Source organism: Amycolatopsis sp. VS8301801F10, assembly GCF_046195355.1.
In the GTDB taxonomy this organism is placed as follows: Bacteria; Actinomycetota; Actinomycetes; order Mycobacteriales; family Pseudonocardiaceae; genus Amycolatopsis.
Map to the genome: position 1 here is coordinate 854705 of NZ_CP176065.1, position 15180 is coordinate 869884.

The 15180-nt window shown below is 71.0% G+C and carries 15 protein-coding genes; 6 read left to right on the forward strand and 9 right to left on the reverse strand.

Annotated features, from left to right (window positions below):
* Window position 1: 1 nt before the first annotated feature.
* Window positions 2-658: a DUF4386 domain-containing protein gene (locus tag F9C11_RS04070; RefSeq protein WP_409183578.1), complete on the reverse strand. Its 657-nt coding sequence runs from the start codon at window positions 656-658 to the stop codon at window positions 2-4.
* An 81-nt stretch (window positions 659-739) separates the two neighbouring features.
* Here F9C11_RS04070 and F9C11_RS04075 point away from each other — a divergent pair, with 81 nt between their 5' ends.
* Window positions 740-1198 carry a MarR family winged helix-turn-helix transcriptional regulator gene (locus F9C11_RS04075; protein WP_409183579.1) on the forward strand — a complete coding sequence of 153 codons (459 nt, stop codon included), beginning with the start codon at window positions 740-742 and terminating at the stop codon, window positions 1196-1198.
* 11 nt (window positions 1199-1209) lie between these two features.
* Here F9C11_RS04075 and F9C11_RS04080 read toward each other — a convergent pair whose 3' ends face one another.
* Both F9C11_RS04080 and F9C11_RS04085 read right to left on the reverse strand, forming a co-directional pair.
* The gene (locus F9C11_RS04080; RefSeq protein ID WP_409183580.1) at window positions 1210-2313 is read right to left on the reverse strand and encodes a glycosyltransferase; all 1104 of its coding nucleotides are present in this window, start codon (window positions 2311-2313) and stop codon (window positions 1210-1212) included.
* 3 nt (window positions 2314-2316) lie between these two features.
* Complete coding sequence (locus F9C11_RS04085) at window positions 2317-3387, reverse strand: glycosyltransferase family 4 protein (protein WP_409183581.1); 1071 nt, start codon at window positions 3385-3387, stop codon at window positions 2317-2319.
* 224 nt (window positions 3388-3611) lie between these two features.
* On the opposite strand from F9C11_RS04085, the gene F9C11_RS04090 reads away from it, so the two are divergent.
* Window positions 3612-4451, forward strand: a complete 840-nt coding sequence (locus F9C11_RS04090; protein ID WP_409183582.1) for an inositol monophosphatase family protein — start codon at window positions 3612-3614, stop codon at window positions 4449-4451.
* 11 nt (window positions 4452-4462) lie between these two features.
* On the opposite strand, the gene F9C11_RS04095 is transcribed toward F9C11_RS04090, so the two are convergent.
* From F9C11_RS04095 to menD, 4 genes are all read right to left on the reverse strand, one after another.
* Window positions 4463-4921: a DUF3592 domain-containing protein gene (locus F9C11_RS04095; RefSeq protein WP_409183583.1), complete on the reverse strand. Its 459-nt coding sequence runs from the start codon at window positions 4919-4921 to the stop codon at window positions 4463-4465.
* 368 nt (window positions 4922-5289) lie between these two features.
* A complete protein-coding gene (locus F9C11_RS04100) occupies window positions 5290-6807 on the reverse strand; it encodes a M1 family metallopeptidase (RefSeq protein WP_409183584.1) in 1518 nt (505 codons plus the stop codon).
* A 91-nt stretch (window positions 6808-6898) separates the two neighbouring features.
* A complete protein-coding gene (locus tag F9C11_RS04105) occupies window positions 6899-7255 on the reverse strand; it encodes a hypothetical protein (protein ID WP_409183585.1) in 357 nt (118 codons plus the stop codon).
* A 21-nt stretch (window positions 7256-7276) separates the two neighbouring features.
* The gene (gene menD / locus F9C11_RS04110; RefSeq protein WP_409183586.1) at window positions 7277-8953 is read right to left on the reverse strand and encodes a 2-succinyl-5-enolpyruvyl-6-hydroxy-3-cyclohexene-1-carboxylic-acid synthase; all 1677 of its coding nucleotides are present in this window, start codon (window positions 8951-8953) and stop codon (window positions 7277-7279) included.
* A 93-nt stretch (window positions 8954-9046) separates the two neighbouring features.
* On the opposite strand from menD, the gene F9C11_RS04115 reads away from it, so the two are divergent.
* The 3 genes from F9C11_RS04115 to F9C11_RS04125 all read left to right on the forward strand — a co-directional run bounded on the left by F9C11_RS04115 (window position 9047) and on the right by F9C11_RS04125 (window position 12089).
* A complete protein-coding gene (locus tag F9C11_RS04115; RefSeq protein ID WP_009072022.1) occupies window positions 9047-9970 on the forward strand; it encodes a 1,4-dihydroxy-2-naphthoyl-CoA synthase in 924 nt (307 codons plus the stop codon).
* 63 nt (window positions 9971-10033) lie between these two features.
* Window positions 10034-11194 carry an o-succinylbenzoate--CoA ligase gene (menE, locus tag F9C11_RS04120; RefSeq protein WP_409183587.1) on the forward strand — a complete coding sequence of 387 codons (1161 nt, stop codon included), beginning with the start codon at window positions 10034-10036 and terminating at the stop codon, window positions 11192-11194.
* 25 nt (window positions 11195-11219) lie between these two features.
* The gene (locus F9C11_RS04125) at window positions 11220-12089 is read left to right on the forward strand and encodes a 1,4-dihydroxy-2-naphthoate polyprenyltransferase (protein ID WP_409183588.1); all 870 of its coding nucleotides are present in this window, start codon (window positions 11220-11222) and stop codon (window positions 12087-12089) included.
* Here F9C11_RS04125 and F9C11_RS04130 read toward each other — a convergent pair.
* A complete protein-coding gene (locus F9C11_RS04130; RefSeq protein ID WP_409183589.1) occupies window positions 12086-12856 on the reverse strand; it encodes an AraC family transcriptional regulator in 771 nt (256 codons plus the stop codon). The genes F9C11_RS04125 and F9C11_RS04130 overlap by 4 nt on opposite strands.
* 87 nt (window positions 12857-12943) lie before the next feature.
* Between F9C11_RS04130 and F9C11_RS04135 the strand changes: the two genes are divergently transcribed.
* Window positions 12944-13612, forward strand: a complete 669-nt coding sequence (locus F9C11_RS04135) for an alpha/beta fold hydrolase (protein WP_409183590.1) — start codon at window positions 12944-12946, stop codon at window positions 13610-13612.
* Between the two features lie 99 nt (window positions 13613-13711).
* Here F9C11_RS04135 and F9C11_RS04140 read toward each other — a convergent pair whose 3' ends face one another.
* Window positions 13712-15151: an aldehyde dehydrogenase gene (locus tag F9C11_RS04140; protein WP_409183591.1), complete on the reverse strand. Its 1440-nt coding sequence runs from the start codon at window positions 15149-15151 to the stop codon at window positions 13712-13714.
* Window positions 15152-15180 lie beyond the last annotated feature (29 nt).

Sequence of the window (15180 nt, forward strand, 5' to 3'; positions counted from 1 at the left end):
ATTAGTCCGTCCGTGCCGCGCGGTCGCGCGGGAGCAGGACGCTGACGGCGACCAGCCAGACGAGCCCGCCGAAGCGGCCGACCGGGATCAGCGGGTACAGCGCCGGAGTCAGCAACGACAGCGAGGCCAGCACCGCGGCCGCGGCGACCACCAGCCCGGCGATCGACATCCAGCGCGGCAACAGATTCAGGAACAACGCGGGCACCGCGAGCCCGGCGATCAGCAACGCCAGCGGCACCACGAAACCCGGCCCGCCGGCGGCGAACGCGAGGCTGGTCAACGCCCTTGCCACCGCGGGGGTCTCGCTGGCCTGCGCGGCGGTCCAGGTGATCAGCCCGCTCATCGCGAGCGCCGCCGCGGACAGCACGCCGCCGGCCAGCCCGATCACCGCGCCCGGCGCCGCGACCCCGAGCCGCCGCTGTCTGCGGTAGACCGTCGCCGCCCAGATCGCCAACGGCACCGACGCGCCGAACACCGCGAACGCGAGCAACCGCACGACGCCCTGGTTGCCGCCGAGATACGCGGCGACCTCAGCCGCGCTCGAATCCGGCCGCGTCCCCGCCGCTCCCAGCACCGCCGACGCGACGGTCAGCACCCCGAGCGCCAGCGCCGGGGCCAGCAACGGCGGGCCGCTCGGCGGTCGAGTCATGGTCGTCATGGCAAACCTCCAGGTCAATTAGTTTCACTGCTAGAACGATTACACTGGTGTAATGGATTGTCAAACGATACGGTTCAGGGCATGCAAGGACCTCCGCAGTTCGGCAGCGCCTTCCTGCTGGCCCAGCTGGGCGCGCACGCGACCCAGCGCTTCGCCGAACGCGTCGCGGACCTGGGCCTGACCCCGCCGCAGACCGGACTGCTCCGGGCGATCGCGCGGCGTCCCGGGGAGAGCCAGCAGGTGCTGGCCGCGGAACTGGGCACGCCGCCGACCCGGCTGGTCGCGCTAGTCGACGGTCTGGAGCAGCAGGGCCTGATCGAACGCCGCCGCAATCCACAGGACCGGCGTCTCTACGCGGTCTTCCTCAGCGACAAAGGCCAGGAAACGATGGCCGCACTGGCAAAAGCCGCCGCGGCGCACGAAAACGAGCTGACTTCCGCACTGTCCACAGAGGAACGCTCGACCCTGCGCGACCTGCTGGCCCGGATCGCCGCCGACCGCGGCCTCACGCCCGGCATCCACCCCGGCTACCGCACCTGACCCGCTGGTCGTCAGCCGAGCGCGGCCAGCATCCCGCGCACCGAGTTCGGCCAGGCGAATTCCTCCGCCCGCGCCCGCGCAGCCGCCCGCCGAAGCTCCTCCGGGCTGTCCAGCAACCCGGTCACCGCGCTGGCGAACGCGGGCGCGTGATCGTCGACGGCCGCCCCGCACCCGGGTCGCACGATCTCCCGCAACGCCGAGGATGCCGACACCACCACCGGTGTCCCCGAAGCGAGCGCCTCCAACGCCGCCAACCCGAACGTCTCATGTGGACCCGGTGCCAGCGAAACATCCGCGCTGGCCAGCAATCGAGCCACTTCTCCGCGCCCGGACAGAAAACCCAGGAACGTCACCGGCAATCCACGAGCCCGCCGCTCCAGCGCCCGCCGCCGTGGTCCGTCCCCGGCGATCACCAACCGCACGCTCGCGCCGGATTCGGTCAGCTCGGCGACCGTATCCACGCTCCGCTCAACGTGTTTCTCCGGCGACAACCGCCCACAATGGACAATCAACGCGTCCGCGCCCTCAGCCAACGCCGACCGCCACCCGGAATCCCGCATCGACGGCGCGAACGTCGCCAGATCCACCCCCAACGGCACCCGCCGGACATTGGACGCGGCAATCCGCTCGAACTCCGCGTGCGCGAAAGCGGTAGTACAGACCACCGTGTCGTACGACGCCGCCATCCGCCGGTTGGCGACATCCGCGACGTGCCGGGCCATCGCACCGGGCAGCAGAAACTGCTCCAGCAACCGGTCCAACCGCTCGTGCGAGATCACCGTGCTGGGCACCCCGTTCCGCCGCGCCCAGACGCCCATCCCGCGCAACGTCAGCCGGTCGGACACCTCCAGCCGATCCGGTTCCAGCCGCCGCAGCACCGAACGGACCCGCTGCGGATCCACCGCGCGATATCCGCCGGTGCCGGGAATCCGCAAGGCAGGCAACGAATACCGGCACACCCCAGTCGGCAAGGTTTCCACCGCGTAGCGCGGTCCCGGCACCACCAGCGTCACCCGGTGCCCGCTCGCGACGTACCCCGCGCCGAGGTGGTTCAGCGCGGTCCGCAATCCGCCGGACCGCGGTCCGTAGAAGTTCGCCAGCTGGACGATGTGCATGGCTCAAGCCGCACGCGCGACTCGGCCCTGTACCGCTTCGTAGTGCCCGACCAGCTCCCGGCACACCGCGGGCCACGTCCGGCCCAAGACCACTTTCCGCGCTTTCTCGCCCAGCCGGGCCCGCAACGCCGCGTCCCGCAGGTCCTCGACTTTGGAAACCAGCGCGGGGCCGAACGACTCCCGGTCCGCGGGCAGCAGATAACCGGTCCGGCCTGGCAGGACGAGATCCTTCGGGCCGCCCGCGTCCGGCGCGAGCACCGGCAGCCCGGACGCCATCGCCTCCTGGACCGCCTGACAGAACGTCTCGTGCGGCCCGGTGTGCACGAAAACGTCGAGGCTCGCGTACGCGACCGACAGCTCGTCGCCGTACTTCGCGCCGAGGAAAGCCGCGCCAGGCAACCGTTCCCGCAACGCCGGCAGCTCCGGTCCGTCGCCGACGACGACCACGCGCACGCCCGGCATCCCGGCCAGCACGGTCAGCCGGTCGACCTCCTTCTCCGGAGCGAGCCGTCCGACGAATCCGACCAGCAGCTCACCGTTCGGCGCGAGTTCCGCGCGCAGCGCCGGGTCCGCGTGCGCCGGGGAAAACCGGCTGATGTCCACGCCGCGCGCCCAGCGGTGCACGCGCGGAACCCCGTGCAGCTTCAGCTGTTCGATCGAGTCCGACGACGGCGCGAGCGTCCGGTCGGCTCGCGAATGCAGGCGGCGCACCCAGCGCCAAGCCGCCCGCGCGCCGATGCCGAAGCCGTACGACGTGGCGAACCCGGCGATGTCGGTCTGGTAGACGGCGATCGACGGCACGCGCAGCCGTCTGGCCGCGGCGAGCCCGCGCGCGCCGACGACGAACGGCGAGGCCAGGTGCACGACGTCCGGGCCGAAATCGGCCAGCGCGGTCAGCACGGTGCGCGTCGGCAGGCCGATCGGCAGCGAGTTCACGCCGGGGAAGTCCAGCGCCGGGATGCGGACGACCGGTGCGCCGCGGTAACTCGCCGGGCCCGGCCCCGGCGCGACGACCAGCACGTCGTGCGCGGATTCGACCAGGTGCTCGACGACCCGCAGCACGGAATTCGTCACGCCGTTCACCTGGGGCAGGAAACTTTCGGTGACTATGGCGACTCGCACGGCGTCACTGTCGCAAAACCGCAGGCAGGGCGGGCCAATCCCGCGTAACCGACCGGCCAACGGTGGCGAAACACTCCGCGGCGTCCGCGCGCGGGCGCCGACCGGTGAAGAATTCGCCACGACATGTCATCTTCCGGTCGCGTCCCGGACACCAGGAACGCCCAGACTAAGCAGGCATGACCCTCTTGTCCTCCAGGCCGTCGCGGCCCGTCGAACCCGGGCTGCTCTCCCGAGCGCTCGAGATCGCGGGGCGGCTGGCGAACGACGCCACCGACGTGATCACCGCGACCGCGGGCCGCGGCGCGCACCCGGCGACGCTGGATTCGCCGTTCGACTGGGTCACCGACACCGATCGGATCCTGGAACGGCACACCCGCCGCGTGCTGACCGCGGAGTTCCCCGGAATCCCGGTGGTAGGCCACGAATTCGGCGCCGACCACGGCGCGGACGTCGCGGAGTACCGCTGGGTGGTCGACTCGGTGGACGGCACCGCGAACTACGTCGCCGGAGTGCCGTGGTGCGCGTACAGCCTCGCCCTGGTCGACGCGAGCGGCCCGGTCGTGGGCGTGGTCGCCGACCCGTACCGGGCACAGATCTACGCCGCCGCCCGCGGCCGCGGCGCCCGGGCGAACGGGAAACCGCTGAAGCTGGTCGACCGCGCGGGCACCGCCGGAGCCATCGTCTGCACCGAACTGGCGCGCAAGGGCCCGTGGCCGGGAATGGGCGAGTTCATCGAACGAGCGGCGGCCGCCCACGCCGGGGTACGGGTGCTGGGGTCGGCCGCGCTGTCGATCGCCCAGGTCGCACTGGGCCACGCGGCCGCGGCGGTGTTGCACAGCTACCACGAATGGGACGTCGCGGGCTCAGTCGCGATGGCGATCGAGGCAGGCGCGGTCGTGCTGGACAAGCGCGGCGAGGACGCGGCGCTGCCCACGGACGGGCTGCTGGTCGCCGCGCCTGGGGTCGCCGACGAGGTACTGGGCTGGTGGCAGGAGACGGCGATCGTCGGTAGCTGAGGTGCCCGAACTCAGACCTTCGCGGGGACCGGAGCAGGAGCGGACCGGTCCCGCTTGAGCAGCCGGCGCAGCCACCACAGCAGCGGGCCCGCGACCAGCCACGTGATCAGCACCGTCATCCCGACCGGCAGCAGAGTCAACGTCGCGGTCCGGCCGGCGACCCGGGTCAGTTCCGGGTTGGTCGCGTCGTACTCGATCGCCACCAGCTGACCGGCGGCGAGACCGGACGGATACAGCACCCCGGTCGGCGGACTGTGCACGATGCCGTCCGGGGTCTGGTACTGGATGATCGTGCGGTCGAAGGCCACCGACTCGACCGTCGCGTTCGCGGTGCCCAGGTGTGCTTCGATCGCGCTGTCGTTGCGGAACGCGGCGAAAACCAGGCTCCCGCACATCACGGTGAGCAGCACAGCTACGCCCAACACGGCGAACCACGCGATCCGCCGTGCCTGCACACTCCTGGCTGCCACACCGAGAGTTTAGTCGGGTACGCCGACCAGCCGGGCACGCGGCAGCCAGTGCGCCCGGTACAGCACATGCAGGCAGTCGGTGTTCACCAGCTCTCCCCGCCGACCCGTACAGCTCCGTGCACGCGTGGTGCGCCGTTTCCGCTCCCAGGACCCGCACCGGGTGCGGCCGGGCCGGGTGCCGCCCGCAGCCTCGGCCACGGGTCGTTTTCGTACAGCGCAGCGGTATCCAGAGCGGGATCCGGGCGCAGCACCCGCCACTCCCGGCCGTCGAGCCGAGCGTGACGGAGCTGCGCCCGCACTTTCAACGCCACCGAATCCTCCTCAGGAGAGCGGAACTCTCCAGGATCCCGCGGCCCGGCATGCGAATTTCAGTGCTGCCCGGCCTCCGCCAGCGCCCGGTGGTTCGCCTGGATCTGGTCCCACGCCTTCGGCTTCGCCGGAACCGCCGCGAACGACTTGGCCGCCGCGACCGTCCCATTAGGACCGACCGCGGGCTTGCCCTTCGTGAACAGCCAGGTCTGGAACAGCTCCTGCAACGGCTTGCCGGACACCTTCTCGGCGAGCGCCACGAACTCCGGGATCACCGCGTCCTTGCCGCTCTTGGCCGCCTGCCACTGCTGGAGGATGGAGAAGAACGCCTGGTCGCCGACCTTGGTGCGCAGCGCCTGCACGGCCATCGCGCCCCGGTCGTACACCGCGCGGTCGAACTGCTTCGGCTCGCCCGGGTCGCCCGGCAGGACCTGCCAGAACGGGTTGTCGGCGGCGTAGGAGTCGTACGCGTACTGCGCGAGTTCCGCGGCGGTGCCCTCGCCCTGGTGCTCGGACCACAGGTATTCGGCGTAGGACGCGAAGCCCTCGTTCAGCCAGATGTCGCTCCACTTGCCCAGCGAGACGTTGTCGCCGAACCACTGGTGTGCGTTCTCGTGCGCGATCAGCGTGGTGTTGGAGCCGGCGGCGAAGTTGCGCGCGCCGTAGGTCGGCCGGGTCTGGTTTTCCAGCGAGAAGGTGATCCCGCTGGTCACGACGCCGCCCTCGGCCTCGAACGGATACGGCCCGAACTGCGTCGCCAGGAACTCGTCGACCTCCGGCGTCCGCTCCACGCTCGCCTTGGCCGCGTCGAGCGAATCGCCGAGGTCCGCGCCGTAGGCGGTGACGAACGGTTTGCCGTCCGGGGTGGTGGACTGGACCACGTCGTACTTGCCGACGATGAACGACGTCAGATAAGTCGCCTGCGGTTTGGTGCTGCGCCAGTTCCACCGGGTCCAGCCGGGACGCTTCTTGGTTTTCTTCACCAGCGTGCCGTTCGAAATGGCGGCGAGCCCGTCCGGAGCCTCGATCGACACGTCGTAGGTCGCTTTGTCGGTCGGGTGGTCGTTGGCGGGGAACCACCACTGCGAGCTCTGCGGCTCGTCGATGCCGAGCGCGCCGAAAGCGCCCTTCTTCCAGGTGTTCAGTCCGCCGACCTTCTCCGTCGACGGGCTGTCGGAATAGCTCACGACGACCGTCGCGGACTGGCCCTTGAGCAGCGGCTGCGCCGGGGTGATCACCAGCTCGCCGTCGCCGTTGGAGTTCGTGAACTGCGCGGGCCGGTTGTTCACCAGGACCTTCGACGCCTTGAGCGCGAAGTCCAGGTCGAACCGCGACAGGTCCTGCGTGGCGGTGAGCAGCAGCGTCGTGGTGCCCGACAAGACGTCGGTTTCCGGCTGGTAGCTCACGCGGATGTCGTAGTGCTGCACGTCGGTGCCGCCGTTGCCGGCGTTCGGGTAGTACGGGTCGCCGACGCCGGGCGCGCCCGGTGCCGGCACCGCCGAAGCGGTGCCCGCCAGCAGCACCGTCGCGACTCCAGCCGCAACCGCCCCGATTCCGGCCCGAGTTCTCGATCGCATGGTTCCTCCAAGGTGGCCAATGCGACCGAACGTATCCACGCGAGAACCCCACAGGTACGTCCGAACGACGGGTTCTTACCCACTGGGAAGATCACCCGGATTCGGCGATCCACCACGCGATGGCGATCGGAATGCCGTACAGGATCGGGCCCGCGTACAGCCCCGGCCACGGTCCCCAGCCGCGCCGCACGGCCAGCCCGGCCATCGCGAACGACCCGCCGATCGCCGCGAACCAGCCGACCCACGGCAGCGACGCGACCGCCTGCTGCCCGGCCGCGCTGCAGATCGCCCGGCTGTCCCCGGCGAAGCAGTTGTCGCTGGCCATCACCAGAAACGACGAGAAATACGAGCAGACCAGCCCGAGCAGGGCCAGTGCCGCCACCGCCGCGTTGAACCAGGCCCACCGGCCTCGCGGGCGCAGGTCCGCCTCGTGCACGAAATCCCCCATTGTTCACCGGCCCCCGCCGGGTTAAACCGTCCCCACCGCTTCCGCGACCGCGGATTTCAGCCGCGCGTGGAGATTCCGGTGCTGCGCCCGGTCCACCCGGACCTCGACCACCCGCAGACCCGGCGCGGGCCGCAACGCGGCACGGAACTCTTCCACCGTCTCAGCCACCACGTGCGGCACCCGGTAGCCCGCGCACAGCGCACCCAAATCCGCGCCGTGCGGGGTGCCGAAGACCCGCTCGAAGCTCGCCGAGTGTTCCGGCGCGCCCTGCTCCAGCAGCGAGAAAATGCCGCCGCCGTCGTCGTTCAGCACCACGATCGTCAGGTCCGGCAGGTGCTCCGCGGGCCCGGTGAGCAGCCCGGACGCGTCGTGCAGGAAGGTCAGGTCGCCAAGCAGCGCGTACGACGGCGCGCGATGCACGGTGGCCGCGCCGATCGCCGTCGACACCGTGCCGTCGATCCCGGCGACGCCGCGGTTGCGGTGCACCAGGACGTCCGGCCGCAGCCGGCCAGCCAGCGCGACATCCCGCGTCGGGTTCGAGGAGCCGACCACCAGCAGTGCGCCTTCCGGCAGCGCGTCGACCAGCTCGGTCGCCACCCGTACGCCGCTCGGCCACGGCTCGGCCGCCAGCGCCGTCGAAACCGCCTGGCTGGCCGCGGCGTCCGCGCGCTGCCAGCTCGCCAGCCACTCCGGGTCGGCGGGCTTCGTCGGTTCGGCGAACCACTGGCCGACCTGGCGGACGTTGTGCGCGGGCGCGGGCCAGTCCGAATCCGGCCGCACCAGCAGCACCTCGACCTCGGGGTCCGACAGCACCTTCTGGACCTGCCGGAAGACTGTCGGCCGGCCGAGGCACAGCACCTGCTCGGGACGGTGCCGCGAGATGAACTCCTCGACGCCCAGCAGCCAGGCGCCGGACGACATCGCGGTCGCGCCGGACAGGCCGAGCCCGCCGGTCTCCGACACCACCGGCCAGCCGTGCTGCTCGGCCCATTCGCTGGCCGCCTGCGCGCCGGTGTCGCACGCGATCACCAGGCCGTGCCGCGCCGAGGGCACCACGAACGAGGGCAGCGCGCCGAAGTCGGGCAGCTCGGTCCAGCGTTCGCCGTCCGGGCGGCCTTCGAGCGATTCGTACCACTCGCCGTCATCGTCTAGATCCGGAACGAGCGGTTCGCGGAACGGGATGTTCAAGTGGACCGGCCCGCAGCGCCACTCGCCGTACGCGGCGTTCCACGCGCGGCAGATCTGGCTGCGCCAGTAGGAGTTCTGCCCGGCCCGGCGTTCGGCCACGGCCAGCTCGTCAAAGTAACGGACCGCGTCGCCGTACAGCTCGTACTGGTTGATCACCTGGCTCGCGCCCGCGGAACGCAGCTCCGGCGGACGGTCGGCGGTGAGCACGATCAGCGGCACGCCAGCCCGGTCCGCCTCCAGCACGGCCGGGTGGAAGTTCGCCGCCGCGGTGCCGGAGGTGCAGACCACCGCCGCCGGACGGCCGGTGCGCGCCGCGATGCCGAGCGCGAGGAACGCCGCGCCGCGCTCGTCGATGCGGACGTGCAGCTGCAGCCGTCCGGACGCGGCGGCGTCGTAGAGCGCGATGGACAGCGGCGCGTTGCGAGATCCTGGACACAACACGACGTGCGAGACGGTGTTGCGGACGAGTTCGTCGACGATGACCCTGGCCTGCGCGGTGGACGGGTTCACCGGCAGGCCCCTGGTAGGGCGCCGTCCGACGGGCTCTCCCCGGGGGCGGCGTCAGGCACAGCGATCATGTCCACAGGTCCTATTCTCCCAAACGTGGATGACGCCCGAGTTTCCGAGCTGTTCGACCCCGCCGCCTGGTCCGAGGTCGAAGGGTTCTCCTTCACCGACATCACCTACCACCGTTCGCGAGACGCCCGCTCCGGCAAACGGGTGGTCCGGATCGCTTTCGACCGTCCGGAGGTCCGCAACGCCTTCCGTCCGCACACCGTCGACGAGCTCTACCGGGCGCTCGACCACGCCCGGATGAGCGCGGACGTCGGGTGCGTCCTGCTCACCGGCAACGGCCCGTCGCCGAAGGACGGCGGCTGGGCGTTCTGCTCCGGCGGTGACCAGCGTATTCGCGGACGCTCCGGGTATCAGTACGCGAGCGGGGAGACCTCGGACACGGTGGACCCGGCGCGGGCGGGCCGGCTGCACATCCTCGAGGTCCAGCGCCTGATCCGGTTCATGCCGAAACCCGTGGTCGCCGTGGTTCCGGGCTGGGCGGCGGGCGGCGGGCATTCGCTGCACGTCGTGTGCGATCTCACCCTCGCCTCGGCCGAGCACGCGCGGTTCAAGCAGACCGACGCCGACGTCGGCTCGTTCGACGCGGGCTACGGCTCGGCGGGCCTCGCCCGGCAGGTCGGGCAGAAATTCGCCCGGGAGATCTTCTTCCTCGGCCGCGACTACACCGCCGAGCAAATGCACCGGATGGGCGCGGTCAACGAGGTCGTCCCGCACGCCGAGCTGGAACGGGTCGCGCTCGAATGGGGCTGGACGATCATCGGCAAGTCGCCGACCGCGCAGCGGATGCTGAAGTACGCGTTCAACGCGATCGACGACGGGCTCGTCGGACAGCAGCTGTTCGCCGGCGAAACCACCCGGCTGGCGTACATGCAGGACGAGGCCGTCGAAGGCCGTGACGCGTTCCTGGAGAAGCGCGATCCGGACTGGTCCGACTACCCGTACTACTACTGACCTGGTGAGTGTTCATCCCGGTTCTAACCGGGATAAACACTCACGACCCCCGCGGAGGCCCCGGTGCACCTTTCCTGGCTAGACGGCAGCGCCGCCGCCCTCACCGCCCTCGACGCGGCCCTCGCGTCCGCCCTCGACGGCGGCCCCGCCGTGCTGCCGTTGAACTCGGCGGATCCGGCGGCCCCGGCGTTGCTCGAAGCGATGGCCCCGGAGCAGCCGGTCGAGCCGGACACCGCCGTGGTGATCGCCACGTCCGGGTCCACCGGAGCGCCGAAGGGGGTGCTGCTGTCGCCGCGCGCGCTCACCGCGTCCGCGACGGCCACGCACGCCCGGCTCGGCGGTCCCGGACACTGGCTGCTCGCCACGCCCGCGCACTACATCGGCGGCCTGCAGGTCCTGATCCGCGCGCGGCTGGCGGGCACGAAACCGGCCTTCCTCACCGGCACCGGCTTCCGTCCGGACGAATTCGCCGCCGCGGCCGCGCCGGTGCTGGCGGAGAACGGGCCGCGCTACACCGCGCTGGTGCCGACCCAGCTAGTCCGGCTGCTCGATGACGGCGGCGCTGGCCTGGCCGCCGCGAAGGCGTTCGACGGCATCATCCTGGGTGCCGCCGCCACGTCCCCGAAGCTGCGCGCACAGGCAGCTGAGGAGGGTGTGCGGATCATCCCCTCGTACGGGATGAGCGAGACCGCCAGCGGGTGCGTCTACGACGGCGTCCCGCTCGACGGTGTGCACGTGGCGCCCGATGCCGATGAGCGGCTGTGGATCTCCGGCCCGGTCCTCTCGCACGGTTACCGGCTCGCCCCGGAACTGACCGCGGAGTCGTTCCGGGACGGCTCTTTCCGCACCTCCGACCGCGGTCGGCTGCTGCCCGACGGACGCGTCGAGGTGCTCGGGCGCGCGGACGACGTCATCAACACCGGCGGGGTCAAGGTGTCCGCCGCCTCGGTCGAACGGCTGCTCGGCGCGCAGCCCGGGGTGCGAGACGCGTGTGTCGTCGGCGTTCCCGATCCGCAGTGGGGCGAGGCGGTGGTCGCGATGGTGGTGGCGTCGTCCTCGGCGGACGCGTTGCGAGCCGCCGTCCGTGCTGAGCTAGGTGCCGCCGCCACCCCGAAACGCATCGAGTTCACCGACGCGCTCCCCTTGCGCGGCCCGGGAAAGATCGACCGGCAGGCCGTGGTCGCCGCCCTCCGAACGCACTCAGCGGGTTCACCGAACGGGTGAAGATCGCATGGCGTTGAATGGACCCATGGCGACAGTCAGTGAGTGGATCGAAGGCGCTCGGCCGAGGACGCTGCCGAACGCGATCGCGCCGGTCGTGGCGGGCGTCGGAGCGGCCATCGCGCTCGACGCGTTCTCCTGGTGGCGTTCGCTGCTCGCTCTGCTGGTCGCGCTGTCGCTGATCATCGGCGTGAACTTCGCCAACGACTACTCCGACGGCATCCGCGGCACCGACGAACACCGCGTCGGCCCGCTGCGTCTGGTCGGCTCCGGCGCGGCGAACCCGAAAGCCGTGCTGCGCGCCGCGTTGACTTCACTGGGACTGGCCGGGGTGCTCGGCCTGACGCTCGTCGCGCTGAGCGGTTACTGGTGGCTGCTCGCGATGGGCGCGCTGTGCATCCTCGGCGCGTGGTTCTACACCGGCGGCAAAAAGCCTTACGGCTACTACGGTTTGGGCGAACTCGCGGTTTTCGTGTTCTTCGGCCTGGCCGGGGTCCTCGGCACGGTCTACGTGCAGGCCGGCCGGGTCAGCTGGGACGCACTGGGCTGCGCGGTGGCCGTCGGCTCGTTCTCGATGGCGGTGCTGGTGGCGAACAACCTGCGCGACATCCCCACCGACATCGAGTCCGGCAAGCGCACCCTCGCGACGCGCATGGGCGACGGCGGCACGCGAAAGCTCTATCTGACCCTCGTGACGGTGCCGTACGCGCTCACCGTGCTGATGGGCATCTGGCACCCGCTGCTGTTCATCACCTTCGTCACCGCGCCGCTGCTGCTGAAGCCGGTCAAGGCCGTCGGCGGGGGCGGCAAGGGCCGGGAGCTGATCCCGGCCCTGCGCGACACCGGCATGGCGATGCTGGCCTGGGCGGTGCTGAGCGCGGTCGCGCTGGCGCTCTAGCGGCCGCTCCGATAACGCCCCGGCGTTGTCCCGATGACGGCGGTGAACGCCGCGATGAAGCCGCTGGGATTGGCCCAGCCGCAAGCGTAAGCAGTGCGGACGGTGTCGTGCCCGTCGGCGAGCAGCACCAGCGCGTGGTAAATCCGCAGCTGGGTACGCCACTCGTAGAAGGTCATGCCGAGTTCGTCATGGAACAGCCTGCTGAGGGTGCGTGCGCTGGCTCCGACCGACTTCCCGAGTTCGGCCAGCGTGGCGTTGTCCGCCGGATTCTCGTGCAGCCTCTCGGCGATCGCCCGCAGCCGGTCGTCCCGGGGCGCGGGCAGCTGCAGCGGCGGGTCGGGTGCTTCGCGGAGTTCGTCGACGAGGACCCGGTGGAGGCGGGCGAGGGCGGAGCCGCGGTAGCCGGAGCCCTCGTAATTGCGGGGGCCGGTCAGCGCGAGCAGGACCTCCCGGGCCAGGCCGGAGGTCCGGAACACGGCCGGGCGGTCCGAGACCAGCCGCGCCAAGGACGGCGCGAGAAAGACGATCCGGATGTCGGTGTCGCCGTGGGCGCGGTGGAAATGCGGGAACCCGGCGGGCGTCCAGGCGACCCGGTTGGCGGGGGCGAGCGACGTGCCGTACTCGGTCTGCACGACGAGAACGCCGCGGGCCGCGTAGACGAGGTGTCCCCGCTCGTGTGACTGCAGCTCGCTCGTTTCACCGGACGGCCAGAGGTGTCTGCCGCCAGAGGGCCACAGGTACGAAGTGGTTTGGCGGGGAACGGGCATCGGTTGGCATTCTAGCGTTACCGAGCCATCCGGAGTCCTTGAAAAGCTTTCTCTCGAAGAAATCGTTGCGGTCCAAGGGAGAAATGCATGTCGACGTTCGTTCTCGTGCCAGGTGCGTGGCACGGCGGCTGGGTGTTCGACCCGGTGACGCCGTTTCTGGAGCGTTCCGGGCACACCGTGCACGCCTTGACTCTGACCGGTCTGCGGCCGGACGACGACGCCGCGACAGTCGCGAGCGCCAACCTCGACACCCACGCCGACGACGTCCTCGCCCTCCTCGACCGCACCGGCGTTGCCGACGCGACACTCGTCGGCCACAGCTACGGCGGGCTGGTGATCGCCGCCGCGGCCGACCGAGCCGGCGGCCGGGTTTCCCGGGTCGTGCACCTCGACGGCTACGTGCCCAGCGACGGCGACTCGTGCTGGTCATCGACCAGCGAGGCGTACCGGCAGGCGTTCGTAGCCGGTGCCGTGGACACCGGCTACGCCGTCCGCCCGCCCGAACGCGACGGCCGGGATCCGCGCCGCCGTCCTCATCCGCTCGCTTCGCTGCTCCAGACGGTTCGGCTCACCGGGGAGTTCGCCAAGGTTCCCCGGCGCGAGTTCGTTTACTGCTCCGGCTGGGAAGGCACGCCCTTCACCGGACTCCGGAATCGGCTCGAAGCCGACCCGCAGTGGCTGGTCCACGTCCTCCCGACCGGCCACAACGCGATGTACGACGACCCGGAAGCCGTCGCGAAACTGCTGAACGGCTAACCCTCGAACCGGCCGGTGAGCAGGAACTCGTCGAACCGCGCCCGGCTGGTCGATCCCCTGCTCGCCGAGCCGTTCCTCCGAAGCCGGTCAGGGCCGCTGCTAGCGGCCCACCGCGATCGCCTGCCACTCCACGAACTCCGCCAGCCCGTGCGAGCCGTACTCGCGACCGACCCCGCTCGCCTTGAACCCGCCGAACGGCGCGCTCCCGTGCCGCGGCGCGCCGTTGACGTGGAACGTTCCCGTGCGGACCGCACGCGCGATCTCGACCCCGTGTTCCGCGTCCGCCGTCCACACGCCGCCGCTGAGGCCGTAGTCGGAGTCGTTCGCGAGCCGGATCGCCTCCTCTTCGGTGTCGAACGGGATCACCACGAGCACCGGCCCGAAGATCTCTTCACGCGCGATCCGCATGTCGTTCGTGACGTCGGCGAACACCGTCGGACGCACGTAAAACCCGTTCGCCAGCTCGGGATCCGCGAGCGGCTCGGGTCCGCCGGCCGCGATCCGCGCGCCCTCTTCGACGCCTAGCCGCAGGTAGGACAGCACGCGCTCGTACTGGTCCTGCCGCACGATCGGCCCGACGAACGTGTCCGGTTTCGCCGGGTCGCCGACCACGAGCCCGTTCGCCATGTCCGCGAGCGCGGCCACGATCTCGGCGTACCGCTCGCGGGCCGCCAAGATCCGCGTGTGCGCCACGCACATCTCGCCGTTGTTGGCGAACGTCGCGCTCCGGATGCCTTCGGCGACGGTTTTCGGGTCCGCGTCCGCGAGCACGATCGCCGCGGACTTGCCGCCGAGTTCCAGCCCGACCCGCTTGAGCTGCTGGCCGGCGAGCGACGCGATCCGCCGCCCGGCCGCCGTCGAACCGGTGAACGCGATCTTGTCCACGCCGGGGTGCGTCACCAGGTGCTCGCTCACGTCGCGGTCCGCCGCGAACACGCTCACCACCCCCTCGGGGAACCCGGCCTGCTCGAAGATCTCCGCCAGCACCATCGCGTCGAGCGCGGTTTCCGGCGCCGCCTTCAGCAGCACCGGATTGCCCGCCAACAACGCCGGGACGAGCTTCACCAGCGCGGCCGAATGCGGCGAGTTCCACGGGATCACCGCCGCCACCACGCCGACCGGCGCGGCCCGCACGAGCGTCCGGTTGCCCGCCTCGTCGATCAGCGTCTCCTCCCAGGAGAACTCGCGCGCGATCTCGAGCCACGCGGCCGTGCGTTCCGGGAGGTTGTGCTGCGTCCAGCCGGTGAACCAGCTCGGCGAGCCATTTTCCGCGGTGATCAGCTCGGCGAGCTCGTCCGCGCGAGCGGCGTGAAGTTCGTTGAACCGCTCGACCAGCCGCAACCGCTCGGCTAGCGGAGTTCTCCCCCACGGTTCGACCGCCCGCCGAGCCGCCGCCACCGCACGGTCGACGTCCGCGGTCGCGGCTTTCGGAGCACGCCCCACCAGCGAGCGGTCGTGCGGCGAACGGATTTCGAAGGCGCCGGTCGTCGCGGGTTCGGTCCAGCGGCCGCCGAGGAAAAGCTGGTCATAGGTGCGCATCGGGACCTCCTGCCGAGGTTAACGGAACA